Origin of the sequence: Frigoribacterium sp. CFBP 13712, from assembly GCF_014842255.1 — a bacterium.
Classification (GTDB): domain Bacteria; phylum Actinomycetota; class Actinomycetes; order Actinomycetales; family Microbacteriaceae; genus Frigoribacterium.
In genome coordinates this window covers 124,867-141,196 of the sequence record NZ_JACYVH010000005.1, presented here as the reverse complement: position 1 = coordinate 141,196, position 16,330 = coordinate 124,867, and the positions used below count along the sequence as shown (strand labels likewise).

Annotated in this window: 16 protein-coding genes; 2 read left to right on the top strand and 14 right to left on the bottom strand. The window is 72.9% G+C overall.

Going from position 1 to position 16,330, the window contains the following annotated elements; all coding sequences use genetic code 11:
- Positions 1–2 precede the first annotated feature (2 nt).
- From fliN to IFT51_RS10320, 5 genes are read right to left on the bottom strand one after another with little or no spacing between them, the layout of a single operon-like run.
- The gene (gene fliN, locus IFT51_RS10340; protein ID WP_192061014.1) at positions 3–734 is read right to left on the bottom strand and encodes a flagellar motor switch protein FliN; all 732 of its coding nucleotides are present in this window, start codon (positions 732–734) and stop codon (positions 3–5) included.
- Positions 731–1,666 carry a flagellar motor switch protein FliM gene (locus tag IFT51_RS15620; protein WP_192061013.1) on the bottom strand — a complete coding sequence of 312 codons (936 nt, stop codon included), beginning with the start codon at positions 1,664–1,666 and terminating at the stop codon, positions 731–733. Before IFT51_RS15620 ends, fliN begins: the two co-directional genes overlap by 4 nt.
- A 46-nt stretch (positions 1,667–1,712) precedes the next feature.
- The gene (locus tag IFT51_RS10330; protein ID WP_192061012.1) at positions 1,713–2,753 is read right to left on the bottom strand and encodes a flagellar motor protein MotB; all 1,041 of its coding nucleotides are present in this window, start codon (positions 2,751–2,753) and stop codon (positions 1,713–1,715) included.
- Positions 2,750–3,568: a motility protein A gene (locus tag IFT51_RS10325; RefSeq protein WP_192061011.1), complete on the bottom strand. Its 819-nt coding sequence runs from the start codon at positions 3,566–3,568 to the stop codon at positions 2,750–2,752. The genes IFT51_RS10330 and IFT51_RS10325 overlap by 4 nt, the downstream gene beginning before the upstream one ends.
- A gap of 1 nt (position 3,569) precedes the next feature.
- Complete coding sequence (locus tag IFT51_RS10320; protein ID WP_192061010.1) at positions 3,570–3,926, bottom strand: flagellar FlbD family protein; 357 nt, start codon at positions 3,924–3,926, stop codon at positions 3,570–3,572.
- A gap of 311 nt (positions 3,927–4,237) precedes the next feature.
- Here IFT51_RS10320 and IFT51_RS10315 point away from each other — a divergent pair, with 311 nt between their 5' ends.
- Both IFT51_RS10315 and IFT51_RS10310 read left to right on the top strand, forming a co-directional pair.
- Positions 4,238–4,855, top strand: coding sequence for a hypothetical protein (locus IFT51_RS10315; protein ID WP_192061009.1), 618 nt, complete (start codon positions 4,238–4,240; stop codon positions 4,853–4,855).
- 271 nt (positions 4,856–5,126) lie between these two features.
- Positions 5,127–5,804, top strand: coding sequence for a YitT family protein (locus IFT51_RS10310; RefSeq protein ID WP_244637214.1), 678 nt, complete (start codon positions 5,127–5,129; stop codon positions 5,802–5,804).
- Between the two features lie 64 nt (positions 5,805–5,868).
- Here IFT51_RS10310 and IFT51_RS10305 read toward each other — a convergent pair whose 3' ends face one another.
- From IFT51_RS10305 to IFT51_RS10265, 9 genes are all read right to left on the bottom strand, one after another.
- Entirely contained in the window at positions 5,869–7,341 is a 1,473-nt protein-coding gene (locus tag IFT51_RS10305; RefSeq protein WP_192061008.1) for a hypothetical protein, read from the bottom strand.
- Complete coding sequence (locus tag IFT51_RS10300) at positions 7,316–9,085, bottom strand: glycosyltransferase (RefSeq protein WP_192061007.1); 1,770 nt, start codon at positions 9,083–9,085, stop codon at positions 7,316–7,318. Before IFT51_RS10300 ends, IFT51_RS10305 begins: the two co-directional genes overlap by 26 nt.
- A 229-nt stretch (positions 9,086–9,314) precedes the next feature.
- Positions 9,315–10,490, bottom strand: coding sequence for a flagellar hook protein FlgE (locus tag IFT51_RS10295; protein WP_192061006.1), 1,176 nt, complete (start codon positions 10,488–10,490; stop codon positions 9,315–9,317).
- Between the two features lie 102 nt (positions 10,491–10,592).
- Positions 10,593–11,039, bottom strand: a complete 447-nt coding sequence (locus IFT51_RS10290) for a flagellar hook assembly protein FlgD (protein ID WP_192061005.1) — start codon at positions 11,037–11,039, stop codon at positions 10,593–10,595.
- Positions 11,040–11,051: 12 nt separating this feature from the next.
- Entirely contained in the window at positions 11,052–11,846 is a 795-nt protein-coding gene (locus IFT51_RS10285) for a flagellar hook-length control protein FliK (RefSeq protein WP_192061004.1), read from the bottom strand.
- A gap of 971 nt (positions 11,847–12,817) precedes the next feature.
- Positions 12,818–13,636 carry a C40 family peptidase gene (locus IFT51_RS10280; RefSeq protein ID WP_192061003.1) on the bottom strand — a complete coding sequence of 273 codons (819 nt, stop codon included), beginning with the start codon at positions 13,634–13,636 and terminating at the stop codon, positions 12,818–12,820.
- Positions 13,633–14,052 carry a hypothetical protein gene (locus IFT51_RS10275; RefSeq protein ID WP_192061002.1) on the bottom strand — a complete coding sequence of 140 codons (420 nt, stop codon included), beginning with the start codon at positions 14,050–14,052 and terminating at the stop codon, positions 13,633–13,635. Before IFT51_RS10275 ends, IFT51_RS10280 begins: the two co-directional genes overlap by 4 nt.
- Positions 14,052–15,365 carry a FliI/YscN family ATPase gene (locus IFT51_RS10270; RefSeq protein ID WP_371740762.1) on the bottom strand — a complete coding sequence of 438 codons (1,314 nt, stop codon included), beginning with the start codon at positions 15,363–15,365 and terminating at the stop codon, positions 14,052–14,054. The genes IFT51_RS10275 and IFT51_RS10270 overlap by 1 nt, the downstream gene beginning before the upstream one ends.
- 110 nt (positions 15,366–15,475) lie before the next feature.
- Positions 15,476–16,282 (bottom strand): hypothetical protein, encoded by an 807-nt coding sequence (locus IFT51_RS10265; RefSeq protein ID WP_192061001.1) that lies wholly within the window; start codon positions 16,280–16,282, stop codon positions 15,476–15,478.
- Positions 16,283–16,330 lie beyond the last annotated feature (48 nt).

Below are 16,330 nucleotides of genomic sequence, written 5' to 3'. Positions count from 1 at the left end.
GATCAGATCGCGCCGTCGGCGACGTCGAGGATGGTCGTGATGCGGACCGCGTAGTCCTGGTCGACGACGACGACCTCGCCGTGCGCGATCAGGCGCCCGTTCAGCAGCACGTCGGCGGGGGCCCCGGCCGAACGGTCGAGCTCGACGACGGCGCCGGGCTCGAGTCCGAGTACGTCGCGGACGGACATCCGCGTGCGACCGATCTCGACGGTGAGGGCCATCTCGACGTTGTTGATGCGACCGAGGTTGCCGGCCATCGACGAGAACAGCGGGGCGGCGTGATCGACGGGCGCCGCGCCTCCTACCGTCCCGTTCTCGCGGAGGCGGATCGCGAACCAGCCGGCGGGCGCTCCCGCTGCGGTCAGATCGAAGACGACCGTATCGGGGTCGGCGAGCAGCGTGTCGGCGGGCTCGCGACGGCTCTCGCCGAGCACTCCCACACCGAGCACCGACGTCGCGGCCTCGAGCGCAGGCCGGAGCACGTCGGTCACCGAGACCAGCGGGCTGTCGGTGCCGGCGGCGGCACCGAGACGGTCCATGTCGACGAGCACCAGCGCCGTGTCGGCCGAGACCCCGCCGACGAACGACGTGACGACGACCGGGGAGGCGGCGGTCCGGTTCTGCGCGGACTGCCCGGCGTCGAGGAGGACGGCCCGCAACGGCGTGGGCGTCGGCAGCTTCGCGACCAGGGCCTCGGCCGCCGCGGTGTGCAGGGTGATGGTCGTGGCGGTCATGAGGTTCCTTCTTCGGTGCCGGTCAGTGAGGTGGAGACGACGATCCCGGCGAGACGGGAGCCGTTCGAGGCGACCGCGGCGCGACCCACGGGCTGACCGTCGACGCGGATCTCGAGCGGACGCGACTGCGGGTGCGGCAGGGGCAGCACGTCGCCGACGGACAACCCGAGCACCACGCTCGGCAGCACGGCGGCCGGGGCGAACTGCAGGGAGACGCCGACCGGCACCGAGGCCAGCTGCGCACCGAGCAGACGCCGGGCGTCGGCCGGGTCGACCGTCGGCGTCGCGTCGCCCAGCTGGGGCAGCAGCACGTCGGCCGGCAGGGCGACGGTCGCGAGCGACGAGCGCTCGCCGACCTGGATCGTGAAGACCGCGACGATCATCAGATCGGACTTCTGCGCCGCCTGGGCGAACTGCGAGTTGTACTGGAAGCCGCCGACGCCGATCTGATCGACGAGCAGCCCGCCGAACGAGTACCGCAGATCGTCGAGGGCGTCTTCGATGAGACGCCGGACGAGCGCCTGCTCGATCGGCGTGAAGGCGCGCTCGGGGGTCACCGGGGGCTTCGCCGCACCCAGCATGTGACCGACCCAGGCCAGCGCGGCCGAGGCCGAGAACTGGACGACGGCCTTCGCCGCGACCCCCTCGAGGGGGCAGAGCACCATCGCCGTGGTCGCCGGCAGCGACGCGGCGTAGTCGTCGTAGGTGAGCATCTGGACGCTCTCGGAGGTGACCTGCGACAGCACGCGCACCTTCGCGGTGAGCTGGGTGCCCCACTGGCGCGCGAACGTCTCGAAGGCCAGCTCGAGCACGCGGGAGTGCTCGCGCGCCAGCGTCGTCGGGCGGCGGAAGTCGTAGACCTCGACGGTCCTCTGCGGGCGCGCCGACGGGCCGGCGGTCGCGGCCGGTGCGGGAGCGTCGAGGAGGGTCACGGACGGACCTATCGACCCGCGCCTCCTGGGCGTTAGAGAACGGTGATCAGTGCCCCCCGGACTGGGCCCCCTCGGAGTCGTGGTCGGCGGCGGCGTCGTCGGGGGCCTCGTCGGCGGCGGGCGCCTCGGCGTCGAGCGGCTCGGGAGCCTCGGCCGTGGTGGCGGCCACCTCGGCGGCGGCGTCGTTCCGGCCCGCGGTCACCGCGCCTCCGGCCCCCTCGGCGGCCCTCTGCAGCTCGGGCAGCAGGGCGCTGACGTCGTCGGACTGGTTCGACAGGACGACGATGTCGACCCGGCGGTTCGCCGCGAGATCGGCGGGCGACCCCCCGGCGGCCAGCGGACGCGACGAGCCGAACCCGACGGCCTGGATGTGCTCGACCGGCATGCCGCCCCGCTCGACCAGATCGCGCAGCACCTGCGTCGCCCGCGCGGACGAGAGCTCCCAGTTCGTCGCGAACGGCGCCGTCGAGCTGCGCTGATCGGCGTGACCCTCGACCGACACGTCGTGCGCCGAGGTGCTGAGCACCGGCGCGATCGCGTCCATGACCCTCGTCGCCTCGGCGCTCAGGTCGGCGCTGTTCGTGCCGAAGAACGTCTCGGAGCCGACCAGCCGCACCGTCAGCCCCCGGGCGTCCGTAGCGAACTGCACGTCGGCGCTGAGGCCCGACCCGTCGAGATTCGCCTCGATGGCCGCCTTGATCGCCGTCAGGTCGTCGAGCTCGCTCTTCGCCAGGGCCTCGGACGTCTCGGTGCCCTCGCCGGTCTCGGCCTCGCCTGACGCCGCGGCCTCGGCCATGTCGGTCTCGTCGCCCGCCGAGTACCCCTCGCCCTCGGGGGTCACCTGGTCGACCGGCACGACGGTGCCCGACGCCGAATCGATCGCGCCGAGCTCGGTCTGCCCGAAGCCGGTCGCGAGCGAGTTGCGGAGCGCGACGTATTTGTCCTGATCGACCGTCGACATCGCGTACAGCACGATGAACATGCACATGAGCACCGTGATCATGTCCATGTACGAGGCCATCCAGCGCTCGTCGGGGTGCTCGTCCTCGTGGACCTTCTTCTTGCGAGCGCCGCGCGACCCGCTCATACCGAGACCCCCCGGTCGCCGGCGTCGACCCTGCTCGTGGCCTTCGCGCCCTTCGCGCCCTGCTCGAGGGCATGCGACGGGACCATCGCCTTGAGGCGTTCGCCGAGGAGGCGCGGCTGGCTTCCCGCCTGCACCGCCAGCACCCCCTCGAGCAGCAGCGTCATGCGGGCCTCGTCGAGATCGGCCAGCTTCTTGAGACGGGCGCCGATGGGCAGCCAGAGGAAGTTGGCGGTGAGCAGGCCCCAGAGCGTCGCGACGAACGCGGCGGCGATCATGTGGCCGAGCTCGTCGGGCTGGGCGAGGTTCTCGAGCACGTGCGTGAGGCTGACGACCGTGCCGACGATGCCCACGGTCGGCGCGTACCCGCCGAGACTCATGAAGAACTTCGACGCCGTGCGGTCGGCCGCGAGACGCGACTCCATCTCGTCCTCCAGCAGGATCCGCAGCTCCTCGCCGTCGGTGCCGTCGGCGATGTTCTGCAGGGCGCCCTTCATGAAGGGGTCGTCCATCTTCTCGGCCTCGGCCTCGAGCGACAGCAGCCCCTCGCTGCGCGCCTTCTCGGCGAGACCCACGATGCCGTCGATCACCGACTGCGGCGGGATCACCTTGCCGGTGAAGGCGCGGGGGATCTTCGTGAAGCTGAGGATCGCATCACGGATCGTGGTGCCGGCGATGCCGACGCCGATCGTCGCCCCGAACACGAGGATGATCGGCGCGGGCAGCAGCAGACCCATGAGGTTCACGCCCTCGAGCTGGATCATGCCGAACAGCGCACCGAACGCGAGGACGATGCCGATTATGGTCGCGGGATCCACGTCAGCGCCCCGCGGGGGTGGTGGCCGGGGCGGGTTCGTCTGCGGGGGCCGGGCGGAGGTCGCTGAGTCGACCCGCGCCTCCTGAGCCTCGGACGAGCCCGAGCTGCGGACCGGTGCCGCTGCGCGTGCCGAGCGGCTGCACGGACGGCGACGTCGCGTGCGGCTCGTCGTAGGCGATCGCGACGATGCGGGCCCGGTAGCGGGCGATCATCTCGATGACCTCGGACATCGGCTCGGTCACGATGTACTTCGCCCCGTCGACCATGATCAGCGTCGTGTCGGGCGTCTCGTGGATGCGCTCGATGAGGTCTGGATTGACAGCGAATCTGCTGTCGTTGAGTCGCGTGACGACGATCATCGGCCCGTCCTAGGTCTGTGTTCTCCCGCCTCCATCCGTGGGGGCGGGGTGGCCTCCCGTCCTGGGTGGCTACGGGTCACTATCGGCCGGGGGTCGGTGGCCGTTAGGTGCGGGGTGGTGGCGGCATCGAGGTGACGCGTTCGGGGCCTTCGCGGGGCGCGGGGCCCCCGGATGAGTCGCATCGATGCGGCGGCCGAGGAGGCGCGGGGGCTTTCCACAGGGGAGGGTACGGATATCGGGCGATAGGCTGACATTCGCTATCGTTACGGCTGGCCACGCGGCGACAGCGCCGCCCGACGAAAGCGACGCCCTTGGATCCCCTCCGCCCCTCCCCCTCGCCAGCATCCCCCCTCGCCCTCGGTTCGGAGCCCGTCGTCCACCGACCCGCATGGTCGTCGTTCGGGCGCCGGGCGAAGCGGACGCTGATCCCGCTCGCCCTCCTCCTCGTGCTCGTCACGGCTCGCGTGGGGCCCAGCACGCTGATCGTGCTCGCCGTCGGCGTCGCGATCGTCGCCCCCACCCTCATCGTCTTCGTCCGCACCGCCACGGTGACCGTGACGGCCGACCGCCTGACCTACCGGCGCCTCGGGCGCGAGAGCACAGTGCTGCTCGACGGCACGCAGCGCGGCGTCCACTGCCGCCTGAAGCAGGGCCTCGAAGAGCTCGAGTACGTCGGCGTGCGCGACTCGTCCGGCAGCCTGGTCGGCCTGACCGAGGCGTACTTCGCGCCCGAGGCGCTGGCCGACGTGGCGCGACGGGTCGGTGCGGATCCGACGCCGCTGCAGCGGACCATGACGGGGCCTCAGGCCGAAGCGGAGATGCCGGGCACCCTGACGTTCACGCTCCGCCGGCCGGGTGTCACGGGACTCCTCGTGCTCGTCGCGACGACGATCGTGGTGGTGCCCCTGGTGCTGGCGACCGCCGCGTGAGGGCTGGTGCATCGAAGTGACCCGTTCGGTGCCCTCGGGGGGAGGGAGGGAGGGCGGGGCGGCATCGAAGTGACTCGTTCGGGGCCTTCGCGAGGTGGGAGGGCCCCGGATGGGTCACTTCGATGCGCGGGGTGGGTGCCGGCGACACGAGCGCGTAACACCGGGCTGGCAGGATGCTCCGGTGACCGATACCCCCGCGAACGACGGCACGCGCGACGCCACCCCTGTCGCCCGGCCCTCCTCCCCCACCACCGCCTCCCCCTCGACCGGGCTGGACGCCGCGCTGTCTCCCGACACGGCGACCCCGCTCGTCGACGACCCGGCCCTCACCGAGACCATCGCGACCGTCGACGCCAACCGGCACACCCTCGTCGAGAACGTGATGGGCGTCGTGACCGGGGTGTTCCTCGCCTCGTTCGGGCTGTATCTGCTCAAGGAGAGCGGATCGGTGTCCGGCGGCACCGCCGGGCTGGCGCTGCTGCTCAGCTACGCCACCCACATCTCGTTCGGCGTGCTGTTCTTCGCCGTCAACATCCCGTTCTTCGCCCTCGCCCTGTGGAAGAAGGGCCTCGCCTTCACCCTCCGCACGACCCTGACCGTCGCCCTCGTCTCGGCGTTCTCGTACCTGCACCCCCTCGCCTTCCGGATCGACAGCCTCAACCCGGTCTACGGCACCCTCGGCGGCAACCTGATCGTCGGCGTCGGTCTGCTCATCCTCTTCCGCCACGGTGCGAGCCTCGGCGGCATCAACATCCTCGCCCTCGTGCTGCAGGAGCGACTCGGCTGGCGGGCCGGATACGTCCAGATGGCCGTCGACGTCGTCATCGTCGCCCTGTCGCTGATCGTCGCGTCGCCCTGGGTCGTGCTGCTCTCGGCTCTCGGCGCGGTCGTGCTGAACCTCGTGCTCGCCCTCAACCACAAGCAGGGGCGGTACCTGGGCCGCACGTGAGCCGCCGAGCTCGACCGGCCGGCCTCATCGCCCCGAGCGCATCAGTCCGAGCGCATCACCCCGGTCACGTCAGGCCGAGCGACCTCAGCACGGTGTCCATCCACTGCACGACCACGTCGCGCTGCAGGGCCGCGGCGATGGCGATCGTCAGCTGGAGCAGCGCCATCACGTTGGCCAAGGCGATCCGCGGCACCGTGGTCGACGGCGGCACGAGGGCGATCGCGGCCAGGGTCACGAGCACGAAGGTGTTGCCCGCCGAGTTCATCGGGACCGTGCCGATCACGAATCCGAGCAGCACCGCCGCCAGCAGGAGCGTCCCGACCACACCTCCCGCGAGGCGCCGCACCACGGTGGTCATCAACCATGCGCTGGCCACGGGTGCGAGCAGCAGCAGGCCGAACGGCGTCGTGAACAGCGACCAGAAGATCGGCCAGCGCGAGGCGTCGTAGTCGAGCACGCTGCGGAACGCCCCGAGGGGGTCGCCGCCGAAGCTCCACTGCACGAACATCAGGGCGGCGAGCGCCGACAGCGTCGGGAACACCAGCACCAGCGCATGCGCCCGGTGCACGCCGACCTGATGCCGCCCGTGCGTCAGGAACGGCACCGTCAGCACCGCGGCCGTCGCGTAGAGCAGCCCGTTGGGGTCGGTGAGTGTCGCGAGCATCAGCAGGATGCCGGCCCGGAACCCGGACTGCGTGTTGCGGTACGTCACGAACCGGACGACGTCGGTCATCGCGAGCCCGAAGAACGCGATGCCGAGGAACGCCGGCAGGTTCTCGGTCGCCAGGAAGAAGAACAGCGGGTTCGCGACGAGGGCGAGCGTCAGCGCCGTGACGGTCGACGCGTGGAAGCCCCGCTGCACCATCAGCTCGATCATGGCGTGCACGACGACGCCGGCGCAGAGGGCTCCCACGATCGACAGGCCGAACGCGCCTCCCGGGGTGATCGCCGCGACCACACCCGTGATGGGCGGGAACGTGTCGCCCAGCCAGGCGGCCCCCGACCCCGTCCAGTCGACGGTCGCGGTCCGGGCCACGAGCAGGACGTTCGCCGACACGGATTCGGACACTCCCCCGACCTCGAGCAGCACCGCGACGATCACGAAGGGCGCCGCCAGCAGCAGCCGCATCGCGGTGCGCCCGGCGAGGGTCCGCGGGAACGCCGAGTGCGTCATGCCGGCGAGCACCGACGCGAGGCGGCGCTCCTGGACGAGCTCGCGCAACGCGAGCGCGCGGGCCGTGCCGCGCGGTCGCCCGACCGATGCCGCAGGAGGCGCGGGTCGCTGCACCGGGACCGGTCGCTGCAGCGGGACGGATCGCTGCTGCGGCTCAGGTCGCTGCTGCGGGGCGGGTCGCTGCACCGCGACGGGTCGCCGCAGCGGCGGCAGCGTCAGCCCGAGGTCCACCGAGGAGGCGCGGGTCGGGGCGGCGGTCGCGACCGCCTCGTCGACCGGAGCGACCCCGTCTGCCGTCGCCGCGCCTCCTGCGGGTCCCGTGCCGTGCTCGTCGACCTCAGGACGAGTGCGTGGTGAGGCCATGCTCGGTCTTCTCCCAGTAGTGCGGTCGGGTCAGCAGCTGGGCCAGCGCCTTGTACGACGCGACGGAGTGGAGGATCCAGTAGACGGGGTTGAGCAGCGCCCAGTGGATCAGGTGGAAGGTGCCCCGCTTGTAGGGGCCCATCATCGAGAGGTAGACCATGATCCCGTTGCCGATGACGAAGTTGAACAGGCAGATCCAGAGCACCCAGGCGGGGAACACCGCCGCGAGCCACTCCGACGGCAGCAGCAGCGCGACGACGGTGCCGATGTACGAGGGCAGCACGCCCAGGAACGTCGCCGGGGTGCCGCCGATCAGCAGCGCGAACGACGCGAAGCGGACGAGCCCGATCTGACGGATCAGCCGCAGCGGCCGGCGCGCGTGCACGAGTGTGGTCTGCATGTAGCCCTTGATCCACCGGCTGCGCTGACGCACGAAGTTCGGGATGGAGGTGTTGGCCTCCTCCATCGTCGTCGAGTTGATGACGCCCACGCGGTAGCCGAGGGCGCTCGCGCGGATGCCCAGGTCGGCGTCTTCGGTGACGTTGTACGGGTCCCAGCCGCCGAGCCCGACGAGAGCCTCGGTGCGGAAGTGGTTCGACGTGCCGCCGAGCGGGATGGGCAGGTCGGCGTGGTCGAGCCCGGCCAGCATGTAGTCGAACCAGTAGCTGTACTCGAGCGTGAACATGCGGGTCAGCGCGTTCTCGGTGGCGTTGAAGTAGTTGAGCGCCGCCTGGACGCAGACGGTGCGCTCGCCGCCGCGCTCGAAGGCGATGACGGCCTTCTTCAGCTGATCGGGGTCGGGGGTGTCCTCCGCGTCGTAGATCACGAGGAAGTCGCCCGACGCGAGATAGAGACCGACGTTGCAGGCGCGCGGCTTCGTCTGCGGGTGCCCCTTCGGCACGGTGACGACGTGGAAGTGCGCCGGCGGGTCGGCGGCGGCGATCGCGTCGCGGGTGGCGTCGTCCTCCTCCTCGATGAGGATGAGCACCTCGAGCTTCTCGAGCGGGTAGTCGAGCCCGCCGAGGTTGTCGATCAGCTGCGCCACGATGTTCGCCTCACGGAACACCGGCACGAGAACGGTGTACCGCGGCAGGTCGGCGTCGTCGAGCGCGGCGACCTCGGCGTCGGTGATCCGCTCGACCACGTCGAACCGGGCGCCCCGCATCGCGACGACGAACTTGAAGCCGGTGCCGAGGAGGAACACCACGCTGACGATCGCGATCAGCGTGCTGGCCAGGACGGCCGGAGCGAGCACGGCCGCCGCGAGCATCACGGCCCCGAGCACCGCCCCGCCGATCTTCTGACCGCGCGAGAACACCACGCGGGCCGAGAGCGCCGGGTTCGCCCGGTACAGGTCGTTGGCCGCGCTGTCGGCGACGATGTCGTCGAAGACCCGCAGCGTCGCGTCCTTGATGCCCCAGGTCGAGGCCACCCGGAACTCCACGGGGGCGCCGAGCTCGGCCTCGAGATCCGCCTGCCGGTCGGGGGTCGGACGCCGCGCCGTGGCGACCAGCACGCTGCCGTCTCGACGCCGGTGCACGGGCATCCAGTCTTCGGCGATGTACCGCTGCCCCGAGCCCGACCGCACGAGGTCACGGTCGAAGCGGACCGTCTCGGTGTCGAGGGTGTCGACTGTCTCGGCGGTGTCGGCGGTGTCGGCGGTGTCGGCTTCGTCGGCGGTGTCGAGCGGCGGATCCGTGCGGTCGGCGTCGCTCGTCGACGGGCGGGTCGGGTCGGGGGCCATGCCCTCAGCGTGTCCTCGGAAATGAGGACACGGCACCCCCCGATGAGGCCGCCCGCCCCGTTGTGACCAGAACTGGGGTCCGCGACGGGGCCCGAGGAGGCGCGGGCTGGCCGCGGAGCGAATGTCGCGTCGCCGAGGCGGTCGGCCCGGTGCCGGGCCGGCACCCGTGGCGGGGCCGGCACCCATGCCGGAGCCGACCCCCGTGGCGGGGCCGGCACCGGCTCACGGGTCAGCGCTTGAGGTTCGTCAGCTCCTGCAGCACCTCGTCGGAGGTGGTGATGATGCGGGCGTTCGCCTGGAAGCCGCGCTGCGCGACGATCAGGTTGGTGAACTCCTGCGACAGGTCGACGTTGCTCATCTCGAGCGTGCCGCTGGCGAGCGAGCCGACGCCGGGCGAGCCGGGAGCGCCGATGCGAGCGTCGCCCGAGTTCGCCGTCGCGCGGTAGCCCGACCCGCCGGCCTTCTCGAGACCGCCGGCGTTGGCGAACGTGGCGAGCGCGATGCGACCGACGGCCAGCGACTCGCCGTTGCTGAACTGGCCGACGAGCGTGCCGTCCTTCGAGAGCGAGAAGCCCTGCAGCGTGCCGGCCTCCCGGCCGTTCTGGTCGGTGACGGCGACCGTGTTGAGCGTGGCGAAGCCGGTGATGCCGCCGAGTGCGACGGAGACGCCGCCGACGGTCAGGGAGGCGCCCCCGGCGGGCTGCCGGCCGTCGGCCCCGAAGGTGAGCGCCGTCGCGGGCGCTCCCGCCTGGTCGCCGCCGCGGACGGTCCAGCCCTGCGCGGTGCGGGTGAAGGTCAGCGAGAGGGTGCTCTCGTTGCCGGCCGCGTCGTAGACCTTCGTGTCGCGACGGACGACGCCGCCGATCGCGGTGTCGGAGGGCAGGTTGCCGCCGAGGGTCGCCGTCGTCGTCCGGACGGCGGGTGCTGCGCCGTTCAGGGGCAGCGTGATGTCGCCCACCGCGCCTCCTTCGTTCACGACGCCGTTCGTGGCCGAGTAGCCCTGGACGAGCTTGCCGTCGGCCGAGGTCAGACGCCCCTGGGCGTCGAAGTCGAACGACCCGGCGCGCGTGTAGACGGTGTCGTTGCCGAGCCGCGTGACGAAGAAGCCGTCACCCGAGATCATCAGGTCGGTGGCCTTGCCGGTGGCCTGCGCCGAGCCCTGCGCGAAGTTCGTCGAGATGCCCGCGACCTGCACGCCGAGACCGACCTGCGCCGGGTTGGTGCCGCCGACACCGGTCTGCGGGCCGCCGGCGCCCTGGGTCATCTGCGACAGCGTGTCCTGGAACTGCGTGGTCGACGCCTTGAAGCCCGAGGTGTTGACGTTGGCGATGTTGTTGCCCGTGACGTCGAGCATGGTCTGGTGCGAGCGGAGGCCGGAGATGCCGGAGTAGAGCGAGCGGAGCATGAGTGCTGCCTTTCGAGAGGAGAAGAGGGGGTCGAGAGCGTGAGGGGGGCCGAGCGCGTGAGGCGGGCCGAGGGCGTGAAGCGGGTCAGGGCGTGAGGCGGGTCAGGGCGAGGTCGTCGCGGAGATGCCGGAGATGAGATCCAACGCGATCTCCTTCCCGGCGACCGTGACCCGGGGGACGGCGTCGGCGAACGAGACGCTGGTCGCCGTGCCGGTGACGGGCTTGCCGTCGGCGCCCGTGTAGCTGACCTCGCGACCGACGAGGTTCGACGCGGCGATGCGCATCTGCAGCGAGAAACCCTCGGTCGCCGTCGTGGTCTGGTTGGTGATCTGCTCCATCATCGCGAGCTGGGTCGTCTGGCCGATCATGGCGTTCGTGTCCATCGGCGACGACGGATCCTGGTTCTTGAGCTGCGAGACGAGCAGCTGCATGAACATCTCGCTGTCCATGCTCTGCTTCGGGGTGCGCGACGCGGCGTTCGAGTTCGCGAGGGCCGCGGCGGCGCTCGCGGCGTCGACGCTTCCGCTGATCTGGTCGATCGAGGGCATGGCGTAGTCCGTTCAGGCCAGGACGTCGAGGGACGTCGAAGGGAGGGAGGTGCGGGTCGGGTCGACCGCGGCGGTCGGGTCGAGGGCGTCGGTCGGGTCGAGGGCGTCGACCGCGGGGCGGCGGGTGCCGGGGGTGGATGTGTCGCCGGGCTGGCCGGGGGTGCCCGATCGACCGGGCTGGCCGGGGTCCCCGGGCTGGCCCGATTGGCCGGACTGGCCGGGCTGCGCCCCGGTGCTCTGGGTGCGCGCGTCGGAGGGCTGGTTCTGGCTCGACAGGTCGATGCCGACCTGAAGACCCGCGCCTCCCATGTCGCGTCGGAGATCGGGGATGATCGCCCGCACCGCGTCGCGCGCCGCGTCGGAGCCGGCGAACATCTCGACCTGCATCCCGGTGGACGACACGTGGGCTCGCACCGTGACGGGGCCGAGCGCCTCGGGGGCGACGGTCACCGTCACCGTGTGGGTGCCGCGGCCTGCCGAGGCGAGCGAGAACAGGGGGCGGGCGAGCTGCTGGCCGAGCGGGGCGGGGGTCTGCGGGGCGGCGGGGGTCTGCGCCGGAGCGGTCGCCGTGCCGGGCCCGGGCGTCGCCGGCGCGGGCGCCGCGGGAGGGAGCGCCGGAGGCAGGGCGGCGGCCTGCACGGACCCGGTCGCAGTCGCAGTCGCGTTCGCGGTCGCCGCCGCGGACGCAGTCGCGGTCGCGGAGGAGGCGGGAGGCGCGGCTTCCGACGAGTCCGAACCCGCCGTGAGCGACACGGGTGCGCCGAGCGACGGGGAGGGAGATGCGTCGGCGGGGGCGGGCGTCGTCATCGGTGCGGCGGCGGGCGGCATCGTGGGTGCAGCGGCTGCGGGCGGCATCGCAGGCGCGGGGGCTGGGCTGGCGACGGGGCCGCCTACGGGCGGCGTCGCAGGTGAGGCGTCGGGGCCGGCGGCGCCGCCGCCGGCGGGCGAGACCGGGAGCGGGGCGGGGAGTGCGCTCGCTTCCGCTATTACGCCTGCATGCGTAGCGGCACCGGCGGAGGGAGGCGCGGCGGGGGAGGCACCGGCAGCGGCACCGGCACCGGCGCCCGCGCCCGCACCGGCACCGGCGAGGGATGCGGGCGAGGCGGGGAATGCGGGCAGGGCGGCGGCGACCGCGGCGTTCGCTCTTGGAGCAGGGATGACGGTCGGATCAGCTGTTACGCCTGCATGCGTAATAGCCGAAGAGGGGGATGCAACCGGAGCCGACGCCGCGGACATGCCCGCAGTTGCCGGGTGAGCGGCGGGGGCGGCGCTGGTGCGAAGAGCTCCTACGCCTTCTTGCGTGATAGCCGATGTCGAGGATGCTCCGGGTACGGGGGGCACAGGGGGCGCGGACGCGAGGGCAGCTGCCAGAGCTGCCGCGGGCGCCACGTCGGAGGGCGCCACGTCGGCGGGCGCCGTGTCGGCGGAATCGGCTATTACGACCCCATGCGTAATAGCCGATGTCGAGGTTGCTCCCGGCTCGGAGGCTCCGGACACCGGGGCAGCCGTCGAGACCGCGGCGCGGTCGGGAGCCGGGGCGGCTGGGGTGGCGACGTCCGGGCGGTCGGGGGTCGCGCCTCCTCGGGTCGTTCCGGCGGAGGGCGCGTCGGATGACGAGGCACCGGCAGCTCCGGCGGCACCCGCAGCACCGGCCGAGAGCATCGCCGCTCCGAACACGACGTCGGTCGCCCGGCCCGAGGCGGAGACTCCGGCGCGCCCACGACTCGACGCCGCACCATCGACGGGTGCCGCCACGAACGGCAGGGTGCGCAGACCGCTCACGAGCCGACCCCCGCCCGCATGAGCTGCTGCAGCGCCGCGGTCGTCATGTCGGTACCGGCGAACGCCGGTGCACCGAACCCCGCCGCACCGACCCCCGCGGCTCCGGCCGACACCGCACCCGCCGCCCCGGTCGCCGGGACGACGCGACGGATCGTCGACAGGTCGGCGTCGCTGTACCAGTTGTCGACGATCTGGACGTCCTTGCCGGGGCGAGGCGCGTGCAGCACCTTGCCGTCCCCGACGTAGATCACGATGTGCCCCTCGCCCTTCGCCACGAGCAGGTCGCCCGGCCGCGCATCGGCGAGCGAGCCGACCTCCGCACCCATCCGCGCCTGGTCGGGCACGACGCGCGGCATCGCGACACCGAGCTCCTTGAACACGGTCTGCACGAGGCCCGAGCAGTCCATCCCGCTGCGGTCCTCTCCCCCGAAGACGTACGGCACCCCGAGGTACTTCTCGGCACCCGAGACCACATCGGCCCCGGAGGCCCCGCTGCCCGACGCGACGGCTCCCTTCACGGCATCGACGGAGGTGGTGGTCGCCCCAGCCGCCCCGGCACCCGTCGCCGACGGACCCGCCGCACCCGCACCGGTCAGACCGAGGGCGGCCGCAGCCGCCGCAGCCGACCCCGCGGAGCCGAGCGTCGAACCGGTCGCCGACAGCGCCGACGCGAACGCCGACGCCGACGCGGCCCGATCGGCCGACGACCCGGAGGCGCCGGTCGCGTCGATCAGACCCGCACGGCCCGCACGGACCTGCTCCAGCTGCGATCTGATGTCGTCGATCCGGGACAGGACCTCGCTCACGGGACTCATGTCGCGCCTCCTCGGCTCTGCGATGCGATCTCGTCGAGCACGGTCTGCTCGGCCCGGAGATCGTCGGCGGCGGTCGTCGCGGCGTGCTGCGCCTCGAGCTTCTCGAGCGCCAGGGCGGCACGGCGCGCCTCGTTGAAGGCCCGCTGCGCCTCGTCGGCCTCAGCACGACGACGCTCGGCGACGGCGTCGAGCTCGGAGAGCATCCCCCGCGTCGACGCCCGCGAGGCCGCGATCGCACTGAGCATCGCGGCGTCGGAGACCTCGACCGGGCCGTCGTCGAGGGTGCGACGCGCCGCCATGCGACGATCGGACGCCTCGCGCAGCCGCTCATTCGCATCGGCCAACGTCGCCGCCGCCTGACCCTGCTGGGCATGACGCAGTCGGAGCAGCCCGATCAGCGAGAAGACGCGCGCCATCAGGCACCCCCGAGCCGGGAGGTCAGCTGCGCGAGGCGGTTCCACGAGTCGGCCGACGTCGACCGCTCGTCCATGCCCTGCTGCAGGAACGCGTCGATGGCCGACTGGTTGTCGACGGCCGCATCGACCAGCGGGTTCGCCCCGCGCTGATAGGCGCCGACGTCGAGCAGATCCTGAGCGGCCCGACGCGCGGCCATCACCTTGCGCAGCACCGTCGCGGCGGCGCGCTGCGGCGGACTCGTCACCTTCGACGCCACGCGCGACACCGAGCCGAGCGCGTCGACCGACGGGAAGTGCCCGGTCACGGCCAGCTTCCGGTCGAGCACGACATGGCCGTCGAGGATGCTGCGGGCCGCGTCGGCGATCGGCTCGTTGTGGTCGTCGCCGTCGACCAGCACCGTGTACATGCCCGTCACCGAGCCGACCCGATCGGTGCCGGCGCGCTCGAGCAGCCCCGCGAGCACCGAGAACGTCGACGGCGGGTAGCCGCGCGTCGCCGGGGGCTCGCCCACCGACAGGCCGATCTCGCGCTGCGCCATGGCGACGCGCGTCAGCGAGTCCATCATCAGCATCACGTCGGAGCCCGCGTCACGGAACGACTCGGCGATCCGCGTCGCCACGAAGGCCGCGCGCAGACGCATGAGGGCGGGCTCGTCGCTGGTCGAGACGACGACGATCGAGCGGGCGAGACCCTCGGGGCCGAGGTCGTCCTCGAGGAACTCGCGCACCTCCCTGCCGCGCTCGCCGACGAGGGCGATCACGCTGACCTCGGCGTCGGAGCCGCGCGCGATCATCGACAGCAGCGACGACTTGCCGACGCCCGACCCGGCGAACAGCCCCACGCGCTGACCTCGGCCCACGGTCGTCAGGGTGTCGAGCACGCGGACGCCGAGCTGCAGCGGCGTATCGATGCGCGCCCGGTGCATCGCGGAGGGGGTCGCGTGGTCGAGCGGCACGAGATCGACGGGGCCGCCGCCCGGGCCGACCAGCGGACCCCTGCCGTCGATCGGACGACCGAGGCCGTCGAGCACGCGGCCGAACAGCCCCGCACCGGTCGGGACGAGCAGCGGGCGCCCGGTCGACCGCGCCGACGTGCCCGAGGTGATCCCGGCGAGCCTGCCGAGCGGCATGCAGCGGACGCCGTCGGGAGTCGTCGCGACGACCTCGGCGAGGTTCGAACCGTCGGTCGCGTCACCGACGCTGACGACGTCGCCGACCGCGGCGTCGAGACCGACGATCGTGATGCCGAGACCGACGGCGGTGCTGACCCGGCCGACGCGCTGCGGGCGGGCGGCGGCGCGGGCGGCCGCGATGCGGGTCTGCGCGACGCGGGCCTGGGCGACGCGGGCGGGTGCGGGGGCGACGCGGGCGGGTGCGGGTGCGACGCGGGCGACGGGGGCGGGCGCCAGGGCGGTCGGCGCGGTCACGAGGTCGCTCCGGTCGTGGACGGCGGGGTGTCCGCGGGCGCGCCCAGCAGGGCCTGTCGCGCGCGGGCGAGCGCCGTGTCGAGACGGGCGTCGATCAGCCCGACCGGCAGATCGGCCTCGGCGTCGCCCCGTCCGAGCGACGGATCCGCGGCGAAGACGACCCCCGGAGCCGAGGAGGCACGGGTCGACTCGTTTAGGAGCGCCAGATCGAGAGGGTGCAGCCGCAGGGTGGTCACGACGCTCCCGTCCGCTCCGGCGAGGGCGCGCGCGACGGCGGCCCGGGCGGTGCGTCCGGCGCGGGGATCGGGGTCTCCGGGGGTCGCGGGCTCGTCCACCGACGGCTCGTCCGCCGACGGGTCGTCCGCCGCGGGCGCGTCCGCCGCGGGCGCGTCCGCCGCGGGCGCGTCCGCCGAGGGCTCGGAGGCGCGGAGTTCGTAGCCGACCACCGCCTCCGCGAGGTCGAATGCGGTGGCGACCAGCACCTCCTCGGCGTCGGAGACCGACTGGACCACGCGGGCGTCCAGCGCCCTCGCTGCCGTGACCAGGATGTCCGCCGCGGCGATGCCGTGCGCCATGAGCCGCTCGTGCAGCTCGGCGTGCTCGGCCTCGAGGGCGGCACGGCGCGCGGCGAGTTCGAGCTCGGCGGCGCGGAGACCCGCGGCGTACCCGGCGGCGTGGCCCCGGGCCTCGGCGCGCACGTCGTCGGCGTCGCGGGCGGCGGCGCGGTCGGACCCCGGTCCGGCGATGGTCGGATACACGACACGCGCGACGGAGCCCGGCGCGGAGGCCGGGGGGTTCATCACGGGATCGAGCATCACGGGCCGTTCGGCGTTCGAGGACGACGGCCGATC